Source organism: Candidatus Zymogenaceae bacterium, assembly GCA_016931225.1.
Taxonomy (GTDB): domain Bacteria; phylum Desulfobacterota; class Zymogenia; order Zymogenales; family Zymogenaceae; genus JAFGFE01.
This window is the reverse complement of record JAFGFE010000039.1, coordinates 51,746-64,404: the sequence shown is the minus strand read 5'-3', so window position 1 is coordinate 64,404 and position 12,659 is coordinate 51,746. Positions and strand designations below refer to the sequence as shown.

Genomic DNA, 12,659 nt, shown 5'->3' with positions numbered 1-12,659 from the left:
GCACACGTCCCCCTTACCAGTTCTCCAGTCCTTCGATGGTCTGGCGGTAGTGATCGCTCTTCAGCGGCGCAAACGCCACAAAGAGCCGATACAGGTTACCCGAAACGATCTCCCGAGATTCCCGCACGACCCCCACCGCCACCACTTCATCGTATTCGTCGCTGATGCCGTCGTATTCGGGCGGATAGAAATCGATCCGCACCAGCGTGCCGGTGGAGAATGCGCGGCAGGTCTCAAGCAACACACCGCCGTCGGTCAGCTCCACCACCTTGGCTGTGGCCAACTCATCGCCGAAGCTCGTCAGATCGAACTCTTCGATCGCGGCGGACAGGCGGTTTGAGCCGACCTGGTCATTGACGTGATAAGAATACGCCATTTTAAGAACCTCCGTCATCGTATCTTTAAAGTACTTATTGCCAGTAACGCAAACATGATGGAAATAATCCAAAAACGCACAATTATTTTCGGCTCCGGCCACCCGAGAAGCTCGAAGTGATGGTGCAGGGGGGCCATCTTGAGGATTCTGCGCTTTTTCAGCTTGAAGTAGCCCACCTGGATGATCACGGACAGCGTTTCCACGACAAACAGTCCCCCCACGATCACCAGGAGCAGCTCGTGCTTGGTGGCCACCGCCACCATGCCGATGGCGCCGCCCAGTGAAAGGGCGCCCACGTCTCCCATGAAAATCTCGGCGGGGTGGGAGTTATACCACAGGAATCCGATGCCCGCACCCACCATCGTCCCGCAGAACACCGACAACTCCCCCGCCTCGGGGATGAAGGTGATGAGCAGATAGTCGGCGAAATCGATGTGGCCGGACACATAGGCGAATACCAGGTACGTTGCGGCGACGCTCACCACCGGCCCGATGGCCAGGCCGTCCAGTCCGTCGGTGAGGTTCACCGCGTTCGATGTCCCGACGATGACGAATATCGCAAAGGGGATATAGAACCATCCCAAGTCCGGGGTCACATTCTTCAAAAACGGCACCGACAGCTCTGTGTTGAAATTGGGGTCCATGTAGAGCATCACGCCTACCAGTATTCCCACGATCACCTGCCACAAAAGCTTGTATCTTCCGGGGAGTCCCCGGGAATCCTTCTTGATCTGCTTTCTGTAATCATCCACAAAGCCGATGGCGGCATACGAGATCGTCACAAAAAGCACCATGAATATATACAGATTCGAGAGATCGGCCCACAACAGTGTCGAGATAACCACGCTGAAAACGATCAGGACGCCGCCCATGGTGGGGGTGCCCGCCTTCTGAAAATGAGACGTCGGGCCGTCTTCCCGAATCGGCTGACCCACCTGGAGATCCCGCAGCTTTCGGATGAACATCGGACCGAACACCAGGCAGATGACCAGCGCCGTGAGGCTGGCGTAAATGGTCCTGAACGTTATATACCGAAACAGGTTGAAAAACGACGCCGAATCGGCCAGCCATTGCGACAGGTGATAAAACATATATTCCCCTTCTTGTTAGTGGGCCTCGTCCGAATCCAAAAGGGCGTTCGCCACCCGCTCCATGCACATCCCCCTGGATCCCTTTATCAATACATGATCGCCGGGACGAACCTCTTGTACGAGTTCGTCGATCAGAGACGACTGGGTGTCCCTGCCGTATATTCTGATCGCCGATTCCTTAATCCCCCCACGCACCGCCCCCCGGGCCACATCCGACGAATGATCTCCCAGGATGAAGAGCTTCTCGTATCCCTCCCGGGCCGCAGTCTCCCCCACCGTCTCGTGTCCCTCCCGGGCGTAGTCTCCCAGCTCCAACATATCCCCCAGGGCGGCTAAAAGCCGCCCGCCCCGCCTCTTCGATTCCAGGGCCAGGAATTCGAGGGCCGCCTTTACGGACACCGGGTTGGCGTTGTAGGTGTCGTTGAGCACCATCACCCCGTCTTTCGTCTCGGCAAGCTCCATGCGCATCGACACCGGCCGCGACGCCTCAACGGCCTCTTTCATGGCGTCCGTATCCACCCCCAGGGCCGATCCGACGGCCAGCGCCGCAAGGGAGTTCTTCAGGTTATGGCGGCCGGGGATATGAAACGTCGCGCGAAAGGCGCCTTCCGGCACGACGAACTCCACATCCGCCGCACCGTCGTCCCGCTCCCCGATGTTTTGCGCCCTGACATCCGCACCCGGGCCGAATCCGAAGGTGACGGCGCGCGTATTCACATCCCGCCTGAGGCGATCTGAAAAGGGGCCGTCGTCCTCGAAAACCGCGACGCCGTCATCGGGAAGCCCCAGGAACATCTCACGCTTCTCCCGGTACACCCCCTCAATGCTTCCCACACCCTCAAGATGAACCGGGCCGATGTTGGTGATGACGCCGATATCCGGCCCGGCGATGGCAACCAGCCGCTTCATCTCCCCGGGCGTGTTCATCCCCAGCTCAACCACGATCACTTCGCATGTTTCATCCATGGAGAGCAGCATCATCGGCAGACCGATGAGGTTGTTGAAATTGCCCCGGCTCTTTTCCGTGCGAAAGCGCCGGGATAGCACGTCGTATATCAATTCCTTGGTGGTCGTCTTGCCGTTGGAGCCGGTAATCCCCACCACCCGTGCGGGAAGCCGCTCCCGGTGTCCTCGGGCCAACTCCCCCAGGGCGAAGAGGGTGTCGTCAACCGCGAACGCACAAACGTCCCGGGGAAGGCTCTCAATGCGCGTCCTTTTGATCAACACGGCCCCGGCGCCCCTTTTTGTAACGTCTTTGAGGAAGTCATGGCCGTCAAATCGATCGCCCTCGAGGGCGACGAAAAGCTCCCCCGGCCCGATGCTCCTTGAATCGGTGGACACACCGACACATTCCATCCCCTTCGAAATTCCTATACGCTCCGCCCCGGTCATCCGGGCTATCTCGTCCGCGGCGAGCCGTATGTGTGCGGAATCAACCACCCGCTCCCCCCTTCAATCGGTCGTCCAGGCATCGGGCCGCCTCCACTCTGTCGTCGAAGGGATACTTCGTGGTGCCGATGATCTGGTAGTCCTCATGGCCCTTCCCGGCGATCAGGACGATATCCCCAGGCCGGGCGAGATTGACGGCGAACGCGATGGCCTCCCGCCTGTCCGAAAGCACCGTATACACCTTATCGTCCACGTCCCAGCGGTGGCTGTCCGGTTCCACACGGAACATATCGACGCCCTCAAAACCCGCCAGGATATCCTCGATAATGTCGTTCGGGTCCTCCGTTCGGGGGTTGTCCGACGTCACGATGACCTGGTGGCTCAGCTCCGCCGCGGCCCGTGCCATCAGCGGGCGCTTTTTCTTGTCCCTGTCACCGCCGCATCCGAACAGGGTGATCAGGCGTCCTGCGGTCAGGGGCCTGAGGGTTGAGATCACGTTTTTTAAAGCGTCGTCGGTATGGGCGTAATCGATCAGCACCAGGAAGTCCTGCCCCCGATCAACCGCCTCCAGGCGACCCGGCACCACGATTCTTCTCCCCAGAGACCGGGAGATGACCGGAAGCGGGATGTCCGCCGCCAGGGCGCCGCCGACGGCGGCCATAATATTATATATGTTGTGAACGCCCAGGAGGTTCGAGGCGAAGGCGAACGAGCCGCGGGGCGTTATAATCTCTCCCCGGACGCCCTCCATGTCCGCCCGGTGGGCCCGGATGGAGATATCCGCGGTATTCTTGAATCCGTAGGTGACCAGTCCCTCCTTTATCTCCCCGGCCAGCCGCCGTCCCCATTCATCATCGATGTTGACAACGCTGACGGTCTCCTTTCCCCTGCCGGCGATTTCACGGAAAAAGCGGGCCTTGCTGTCGAAATAGGTCTCCATGTCGCCGTGATAGTCGAGGTGATCCTGGGTCAGATTCGTAAAGATCGCCGTATCGAACCTGCAGGTGTCGGCCCGCCCCTGGTCTAGGGCGTGGGAGGACACCTCCATCGACACGTGGGTCACGCCATAATCCCGCATGTCCGCCAGCAGCCTGATCAGGTCCAGGGCCTGGGGCGTGGTATGGGGGGGAGTGATCGATGTGTCCCCATATCGGTAGCTGATGGTGCCGATCACCCCCGGGGTGAATCCCGCCTCAAGAAACATCCCCTCCAGTATCAGCGCCACGGTGGTCTTACCGTTGGTCCCGGTGATCCCCGCCAGAAACATCCCGGTCGACGGCTCATCGAAAAAAATCTGGGCCGCACGGCCGAGGGCCGATCGGGTATCGGCCACCCGAACGACGGTCATGCCATTCGTGTCCACGTCCCGGCCCACAAGTACCGCTTTGGCGCCGTTTTCCGCCGCCTGGGGCAGAAATCGGTGACCGTCGGTGGTGAAGCCTGTGAGAGCCGCAAAGAGGCTTCCCGGCGTGACCAGGCGCGAATCATACTGGATATCGGTAATCTCCACATCCACATCTCCGTGTATGGAGACAACCTCAATATCCTTGATCAATTGCGACAGCTTCATGGCAGCACCACAGGCTCACGCCCCTCCCCGTCCGGTGACGTGAGGGTGTCTCCCCGGGCGTAGAGATATTCGGGATATTCCCCGAGATAATACATGGTCGACGCGGCGATGGCCGAAAACACCGGCGCCGCCACGTCACCGCCGTATATGCTGGTCTTGGGCTGCTCGAGCACCACAAGGATGACCAGCTTCGGGTCGTCCGCGGGGATGACCCCCACAAACGACGAGTTGTATTCCGTATCCGAATAGGTGCCGGTGGCGGGGTCGAAGATCTGGGCCGTTCCGGTTTTCCCCGCCACCCGAAAACCCTCCACCACAGCCTCGGTCCCGGTCCCCTCCCTAACCACCCGCTCCATCATCTCCATCACGAGATTTGCCGTCTCTTCGCTGATCACTCGCCGGGTGACCTCAGGTTCGGCGGTGAAAATGGATTCGTCTCCTGTGCCGATCTCTTTTACGATATACGGCTTCATCAGCTCGCCGCCGTTGGCGATGGCCGCGGTGGCGGCGATCAACTGCAGCGGGGTGACGGACAGGCCGTGGCCGAAGGATGCCGCCGCCAGGTCCACCTCGTTCCACACCGACGGATCGGAGATCATCCCCTTTTCCTCCCCCGGAAGGGTGATGTCGGTATAATCGCCGAATCCGAACGAGCTCATGGTATGATAATAGCGGTCGCTTCCCATGAGAAGCCCCAGTTTCACCGCGCCGATATTGCTGGAATGGGTGATGATGTCCGAAACGGACAGCAGACCGAATCCTGATTCGTGGTCCGTAAATTTCACCGTGCTGACATCGAAGGAGCCGCCCTCACAGTCGAACACGTCATCGACCGCCGCCACGCCGTACTCCAGCACCCCCGCCGCGAGGAAAATCTTGAAGGTCGATCCGGGCTCGAAGTTCCACGATACCGCCTTGTTTCGCCAGTTCTCCTGGGGTGAATCAAGAAAACGGTTCGGGTCATATCCCGGGTACCCGGCCATTGCCAGCACCTCGCCGGTTTTCGGGTCCATCACAACGGCACAGCCCCCCAGGGCGCCGGTCTTCTCCACCCCCCGGGCCAGCTCCCGTTCCGCGATATGCTGAATATAGATATCCAGCGTCAGGGTCAGGTCGTAGTTCTTCAGCGCCGGGGCCTTTGAGGGATCCACCTCGAAGAGCTTGTGTCCGGAGGCGTCTTTGATGGCAATATAGTGGCTCACGGTGCTGCGGAGGTAATCATCCATCTCGTATTCGAGACCGGCCAGACCTCGATTATCCGTCCCCACAAAACCGATGACCGCGCCGGCGAGGTTACCGTGAGGATAAAACCTCTTATCCTCCTTCACATAACCGATGCTGTCCAGGTCCTTTTCATCGAGCATAGACACGATTGAGGGATTGGCCCGACGCTTGACCCACACGAAGTTCTTGTCTGAAGAGAGTTTCCTCACAAGAGAGTCCCGGTCGATGGATACGACATCGGAAACCAGCGTCGCCTCGGACTGCAGGTCCTCTACCTTGTAGGGGCAGGCGTAGATCGAATCCATCTCAAGGCTCACCGCCAGGTCGATACCATTGGTATCGAAAATGTTTCCCCGCTTGGTAATGTAAGTGGATATGACACGATGCTGCTTTTCCGCCAGGGAATAGAGCTTGTCTCGATTGAGAAGCATCAGGTTGAACAGGCGCACAACCACCACTCCGAACATGAGCAGAAACACCAGCATGATGAACCCGATGCGCATGTTTCGCCAGGTTCGAAGCCTCGCCGCCGATGCCTTTTCGTTATCGGTTCGTGCTGTGTTATAGCGTTTCATGGCCTGTTTCCGGATACTATCTCAAAGGGATAATCTGATCCTGCTCGGGATAGATCAAGCCCATCTCCTTTCCGATTCGCTCGAGCTCGCCGGGCGTAATCATGGTATCCAGTTGAATACGAAGCTCCCTGTTCTTCTGTATCAGGGCGACACGCGTGGTCTTCAATGCGCTCAGGTCATACCCCACCGTCACCACCGACACCCGGGTCCAGAGATAGAAGGAGAGGCTCGCCGCGATCATCAAAGCCGAAATCAACGGCGGTATGACCAGAAGCAGGAATCGACGCTGACGCTCCTTGGACTGCTGCCTGACCCTGACGGCCTCTCCATATGACACGCTGTCAATGCCCATTGTTCGCCCTCATGAGGAGTCGCATCTTCGCGCTGCGGGACCGGGGGTTCTCCCGTTGTTCCCGGGTCGTGGGGACCAGCGGCTTCTTGGTAAGGATCCGATAGTCCGCACCTGCATCAGGAGTTGTCCCGGCCAATGCCCGGAAGGAAAACTTGACGATGCGATCCTCCAGGGAATGAAACGAGATAATCGCCATGCGACCGTCCCCCTTCAGACACGCCGCCCCCCGGGGTATGAATTCCTCGATCCGCTCAAGCTCCCGGTTGACGAAGATTCTCAGCGCCTGAAAGGTCCTGGTGGCCGGATCGATACGGCCTCGTTTTAACCTTCCGCCCCCGGTCACGGCGGCCCGGACGATTCCGGCGAGATTTTCGGCATTGTCGATGGCCCCGCGTCCCCGGGCCGTCACAATGGCCCTGGCCACCGACCCGGCGCGGCGCTCTTCTCCGTACTCCCTGATAATCTCCTCCAGTTTTTTTTGGGGATATCGGTTGACGACCTCATGGGCGGTGACGCCGCCCGTGGGATCGTACCGCATGTCCAGGGGACCGCCGCGTTCCATGGAAAAACCCCGATCGTCGGACTCGAGCTGGTGAGAACCGATTCCCAAGTCCAGCAGGATGCCGTCTACGGCATCGATACCCTCGCTTTCAAGGACCTCTTCTATGTCTCCGTATTCGGCGTGCAGAACCCTCGCCCGTGCGCCGAACATTTCAAGGCTGGATTGCGCCTCCCGGACGGCCATCGGATCCCGATCCACCCCCACCAGCAGACATCCCCGGGTCCGATCGTGTGCCTCCGATCCCGCATCAAGTATCGCCCGGGCATGGCCCCCGGTGCCCACCGTGCCGTCGAAGTAGACGCCGTTTTCCTGAATTCCGAGATGACAGATCACCTCGTCGGTCATAACGGGTCGGTGGATCACTCCCATGACATCCTAAATCCCCAGCGTTCCGCCCAGCTCCCCGAACTGTTCCGACGTCTCGGACATCTCCTTTTCCCAGCGATCCTTGGCCCAAATTTCGACCTTGTCTATCATGCCCGCCAGGACGACGTCTTTTTCCAAACCGGCGTGGTTTCTCAGATACTGGGGTATGAGGATACGCCCCTGCTTGTCCACGGGGCATTCGGTCGCGGATGATACCAGAAACCGCATGACGGCCTTGGCGTTTTTATCCAGCTGGGGGAGCTGGGATATCCGTTTTTCCAGCTTCACCCATTCCACCTCGGGATATGCGACCAGGCAGTTTTCCGAACGGGTGACGATGAACTTCTCCTCGTAGTGCTCCCGGAGCAGCTCGCGAAAGCGCGAGGGGATGCTCAGTCTCCCCTTCTGATCGATCGTATGTTCGAAATTACCTCGAAACATCATTCGTCCCCGGGCCACACGCCACGGGCAGGCCCTTCGCCCGTCCGTGGGATTTCATCCCACCGCCTCCCCTGTTACCCCGGCTCTTTGACGTATATCTCCCACCATCGACCCCGTTATATGTGTCCGCGGTGTGCTCCGCGTGGTAAAAAACCCCGTATAACGGTATATCATAATGCGATACAACCATTTGGAACCCGGAAGCACCCGCATTCCTCCCCCGTCGCATAGATGTATCAGCCGCGATGAATGGCGCTCAAAGCCACCGCGTTCCCCACCCCACCGCTCCCGTGCATCCGGGCGCCACTTCACACCCCTTCATGCCAATGTATGGTATTTGAATACCCTTTTATACCCCTTAATCCCACTTTATCCCACTCTAAACACATACGCACCCGATGTCAAGAAAAATATATTTTTTTATTACTTTTTTCGTAAAATTACGCCTAAAAAAGTGCATATTCGCCCGATAGTGTGGATTTTGCCGTTGTTTCCGGCCGCCGGGAGGGCCGACATGTACGACGGCAGCAATTTTCACGTTGACGCACAGAAGAGAAACACGTACTCTCATACTGTAATATAAAAACACGCCTCTTTCTTTTTCCATCATCCTGTGGAGGCCGTCATGACAAAGATCGCCTTTATCGGCGCGGGCAGCTTCGAATTCACCAGGAAGCTGGTGAACGATATCCTGACGTTCCCCCGGCTTAAGAACGCATCACTCTACCTGATGGATACGGATTCCGAGCGTCTGGACTTCATCACCCGGGCGGTGAACCGCATCGTCACGGAGGGGAAGTACCCGGCCCGGATCATCGCCACGATGGATCGGGCCGAGGCCCTCAAGGATGCCGATGCGGTGGTATGCACCATCCTCTCCGGCGGCGTCGACGTGTGGCGTCACGATGTGGAAATACCGATGAAATACGGCGTGGACATCTGCGTGGGCGACACCCGGGGACCCGCCGGGATTTTCCGAGCCCTCAGGACCATCCCGGTCATGCTGGATATCTGCGCCGACATGGAGCGGCTCTGCCCGAACGCGATCCTTCTCAACTATACGAATCCGATGTCCATGCTGTGCCGGGCCATGCAGCGGGCCGCATCAATCCACGTGATGGGACTCTGCCACAGCGTCCAGGATACGGCCAGAGGCATGGAGTTCCTGTTAGGCATCGAGAGCGACGACCTCCGCTATCTCTGCGCCGGCATCAACCACCAGGCCTGGTACCTGAAGCTGGAGCATAACGGACGGGACGTCTACCCGCTCATCCGGGAGGCCATGAGCCGTCCGGAGATCTATAATTTTGAGATCGTCAGAAACGAGATGTTCCTGCACCTGGGCTACTACGTCACCGAGTCAAGCGGCCACAACTCTGAATACAACTGGTGGTTCAGAAAGCGTCCCGATCTGATCGAGCGTTATTGCACACCCGGCACCGGCTGGAATCCGGGGGCGCACGCCTTTATCCTCGATGAATACCTGGAGCGGGAGACCGGCTGGAAGGACGAGATCACCGCATGGCTGGACGATCCTTCTCCCCTGGATCTTGCCCGCGGCCACGAATACGCCTCGTACATCATCAATGCGTACCTGGGTGGCGAACCATTCCGGTTCAACGGGAATGTTCCCAACACCGGACTGATCACCAATCTGCCCGATCGGGCGTGCGTTGAGGTTCCGGTGTTCGTCGATCGCGATGGATTCCACCCGGTTCATGTGGGCGCCCTGCCGCCCCAGTGTGCGGCGCTCAACAACATCAACATCGCTTCGGAGGAGATGGCCCTCCAGGGATATTTCACCGGTGATCCCTCACTGATTTTTTACGCCGTGGCCCACGACCCGCTGACGGCGTCGGTCTGTTCCCTGGCCGAGATAAAGGAGATGACAAATGAACTGTTCGAGATGAATCGGGCATACCTCCCGATGTTCTCATCTTTCCGGGTCGAATAGGATCGGAAAGGGAATAGATCCCCGTCGTTTCGACAGGCCAGATGTACCAAAAAACACCCGTCTTCGAAAGCACGGTCTCCGGGGGACAATTTATTGACGCTTATTGTCGAGTCTGATATACTGAGGCGTATCACCTATCACAAGGCAATCACACATGATTAGAAGACAGTTTTTTTCGTTGTTCATTCTCCTTGGAATGTTGGTCCTTTCGGTCTCCTGCGCCACCACCGGTGTGGACACATCGGTGACTGAACCCAGGTCCATCGAGCCGACTTCCCTCCTGTCAACGGAATCAATCTCCAACTACTACTACATCAGCGCCCGCATTTCCCTGTGGGACGGAGATTTCACCCGGGCCATGGAAGAAATGGAGACGGCCGTCAGGTTCAGCCCGAACAATCACGCCCTGAGGCTCGAGCTTGCCACACTCTACGGCAATGTGGGAAACATGACCCTCGCCCTGGAACAGGCGGAAGCGGCGCTGGAGATAGCGCCGGATGACGCCGATACCATCGGCCTTTTGGCCGAGCTGTACACGCTCATGGGCGATATTGAAAACGCGGTGATCCAGTATGAAAAGATCATCGACGCCAATCCAGAGGACCAGGTATCCTATATCGACCTTGCCGCCCTCTACACGGAATTGAAGGCGTATGACAAGGCCGTGGACGTTCTCAATCGATATCATCTTCACAATCCGAAATCAGCGGATATCTACTATCAGATGGGCAAGGTGGAGCTGACCCGGGGCGATAAAGACGCCGCCGAGAGATATTTCCTGAAGGCGCTCGCCGTCGATCCGGAGTACGAATCCGCAATCATCGGCCTTGGCCTGATATACGAGGAATCCGGAGAACTGGAAAGGGCCGCGGAGGCGTTTCAGAAACTATTAAACATATATCCCGAAAACAATCTCCTGAGGGATCGGCTGGCCAGAATCTATATACAGATCGACCGCCTTGAGGACGCCATCCGCGAGTTTGAAACCATGGGGCTCTACGGCGCCGACAAGGGTGAAATGCACCTGCATCTGGGACTGGCGTATTTCGAGATGGAGCGATACGAGGCCGCCGCCGAGGAGTTCGAACGGATCCTGGAGACCAACCCGGAAGCCGATCAAATACGGTATTACCTCGGTGTGACGTACGAACAGATCGGGGACTATGAACAGGCCCTCGAACATTTCGGCGCCATCAATCCGATTTCAGAGGCGTTCATCGACGCCGCCGTTCATATCGCGTACATTTATCAGGAGCAGGCGGATTATGAGAACGCCGTCGCGGCCATTAATGAGGCCCTGAAGACCAATCCCGAAGATGCGAGCCTCCACCATATCCTGGCATCGCTCTATGAAGACGCCAAGGATTACCCGGCGGCGATCGAGGCTATCAAGCGTGCCATAATCTTCGAGCCGGACAACACCTCTCATCTCTTTTATTACGGGGCGATCCTCGATATGTCCGGGGACACCGAGGGCGCCATCAGGATCATGAAGCAAATCATCGATGCGGAGCCGGACAACGCAGACGCCCTGAACTATCTTGGGTATACCTATGCCGATATGGGAAAGAACCTAGAGGAGGCGGAAACTCTGATCACCCGGGCGCTGGAACTGATGCCGAACGAGGGATACATCATCGACAGCCTGGGATGGGTATATTACAAAAAACAAATGTACCCTGAGGCCAAAAAGGAGCTCGAGCGGGCGCTGGAGCTTTCTCCTGAAGACCCGATGCTCAACGAGCACCTGGGAGACATCCAGTATCGGCTCGGCGACCGAACCGAAGCCCTCAATCTGTATCATCGGGCCTGGGAACTGAAACCGGAGGAACACTATTATAAAGATTATCAGATTGAAAGCCTCAAAAAGAAAATCAAGCTCCTGGAGAGTAATGAAGATATCGACGATCTGCTGTAAGGCCGCACTGTGCCTGGTCATTCTATTGACACTCACAGCCTGCGCCACGACGGCCACCGGCCCGTTGAAAACCGATCTTCCGGTTATTCTTGTCGATACGTCGGGAGAGTTGTACGACCTGGTTCTTACGGCGAACCCGGTGTACGACACAATCCGGGCCACATCCGACGTATCGGTGACATCCTCCGATGAAGACTACAACGTTACGGAGCTGATCCTCGGTATGCGTCCCGGTTTTCTGCGTCTGGAAAGCCTGGGGCCTCTGGGCGATACCGTCCTCTTTCTGACGACCGATCAGAAACGAGTGTACATTTACTCCCCGTTTGAGAACCGTTTTTACACAGGCCTTGCCTCCAAAAAAAACCTGTCTCTCTTAATCCCGATCCCTTTCAGCGCCACCGATATCGTCGAGCTGTTGCAGGGCCGGGTGGATCTCACAGACTACTACCCGATACAAATGACCTATGATGAGCTGAAACAGTCCTATACCCTCACCCTTATGCCGAAAACCACCAAAAGGGGCCGGGCGGTGCTGACGGTGGACGGGCGCACGTTCCTGATACTGGAGATGATGCTCTACGACACCGCCGGCAACCTGATACTCATCGGATCGTTTTCCCGTTTTGAGGAAATCGGCGAGCGCACCATACCCACGACTCTGGACTTCGAAGTGCCCGAGGGCGGATCGTTCCTTGATGTTCGTATCAAACACAGCGAAGTCAGGCTCGATTCATATATCGAGGAATCCCGTTTCGAACTGGAGCCTCCCCGGGGAGTGCAGGAAATCGATCTGGACAAGTCCATCATCGATTTCGACCGCACACCGATCAAGTAACCATCT

The 12,659-nt window shown here is 57.6% G+C and carries 11 protein-coding genes; 3 read left to right on the top strand and 8 right to left on the bottom strand.

Features of this window, described 5'->3' with window-relative positions:
* Nucleotides 1-13 precede the first annotated feature (13 nt).
* From JW885_15095 to mraZ, 8 genes are read right to left on the bottom strand one after another with little or no spacing between them, the layout of a single operon-like run.
* Nucleotides 14-376, bottom strand: a complete 363-nt coding sequence (locus JW885_15095; GenBank protein ID MBN1883491.1) for a hypothetical protein — start codon at nt 374-376, stop codon at nt 14-16.
* Between the two features lie 14 nt (nt 377-390).
* Complete coding sequence (locus JW885_15090; GenBank protein ID MBN1883490.1) at nt 391-1,467, bottom strand: phospho-N-acetylmuramoyl-pentapeptide-transferase; 1,077 nt, start codon at nt 1,465-1,467, stop codon at nt 391-393.
* A 15-nt stretch (nt 1,468-1,482) separates the two neighbouring features.
* Nucleotides 1,483-2,907: a UDP-N-acetylmuramoyl-tripeptide--D-alanyl-D-alanine ligase gene (locus JW885_15085; GenBank protein MBN1883489.1), complete on the bottom strand. Its 1,425-nt coding sequence runs from the start codon at nt 2,905-2,907 to the stop codon at nt 1,483-1,485.
* Nucleotides 2,900-4,426 carry a UDP-N-acetylmuramoyl-L-alanyl-D-glutamate--2,6-diaminopimelate ligase gene (locus JW885_15080; GenBank protein MBN1883488.1) on the bottom strand — a complete coding sequence of 509 codons (1,527 nt, stop codon included), beginning with the start codon at nt 4,424-4,426 and terminating at the stop codon, nt 2,900-2,902. Before JW885_15080 ends, JW885_15085 begins: the two co-directional genes overlap by 8 nt.
* Nucleotides 4,423-6,225 carry a penicillin-binding protein 2 gene (locus JW885_15075; GenBank protein MBN1883487.1) on the bottom strand — a complete coding sequence of 601 codons (1,803 nt, stop codon included), beginning with the start codon at nt 6,223-6,225 and terminating at the stop codon, nt 4,423-4,425. Before JW885_15075 ends, JW885_15080 begins: the two co-directional genes overlap by 4 nt.
* 16 nt (nt 6,226-6,241) lie before the next feature.
* The gene (locus JW885_15070) at nt 6,242-6,577 is read right to left on the bottom strand and encodes a hypothetical protein (GenBank protein ID MBN1883486.1); all 336 of its coding nucleotides are present in this window, start codon (nt 6,575-6,577) and stop codon (nt 6,242-6,244) included.
* Complete coding sequence (gene rsmH, locus JW885_15065) at nt 6,567-7,508, bottom strand: 16S rRNA (cytosine(1402)-N(4))-methyltransferase RsmH (protein MBN1883485.1); 942 nt, start codon at nt 7,506-7,508, stop codon at nt 6,567-6,569. Before rsmH ends, JW885_15070 begins: the two co-directional genes overlap by 11 nt.
* Nucleotides 7,509-7,514: 6 nt before the next feature.
* Entirely contained in the window at nt 7,515-7,946 is a 432-nt protein-coding gene (gene mraZ, locus JW885_15060; GenBank protein ID MBN1883484.1) for a division/cell wall cluster transcriptional repressor MraZ, read from the bottom strand.
* Between the two features lie 625 nt (nt 7,947-8,571).
* Between mraZ and melA the strand changes: the two genes are divergently transcribed.
* The 3 genes from melA (at nt 8,572) to JW885_15045 (ending at nt 12,653) form a co-directional block, all read left to right on the top strand.
* Nucleotides 8,572-9,900 carry an alpha-galactosidase gene (melA, locus tag JW885_15055; protein MBN1883483.1) on the top strand — a complete coding sequence of 443 codons (1,329 nt, stop codon included), beginning with the start codon at nt 8,572-8,574 and terminating at the stop codon, nt 9,898-9,900.
* A gap of 154 nt (nt 9,901-10,054) precedes the next feature.
* Nucleotides 10,055-11,818 carry a tetratricopeptide repeat protein gene (locus JW885_15050; protein ID MBN1883482.1) on the top strand — a complete coding sequence of 588 codons (1,764 nt, stop codon included), beginning with the start codon at nt 10,055-10,057 and terminating at the stop codon, nt 11,816-11,818.
* On the top strand, nt 11,793-12,653 hold the full coding sequence (locus JW885_15045) for a DUF4292 domain-containing protein (GenBank protein ID MBN1883481.1): 861 nt from the start codon (nt 11,793-11,795) through the stop codon (nt 12,651-12,653). The genes JW885_15050 and JW885_15045 overlap by 26 nt, the downstream gene beginning before the upstream one ends.
* The last annotated feature ends 6 nt before the right edge of the window (nt 12,654-12,659 follow it).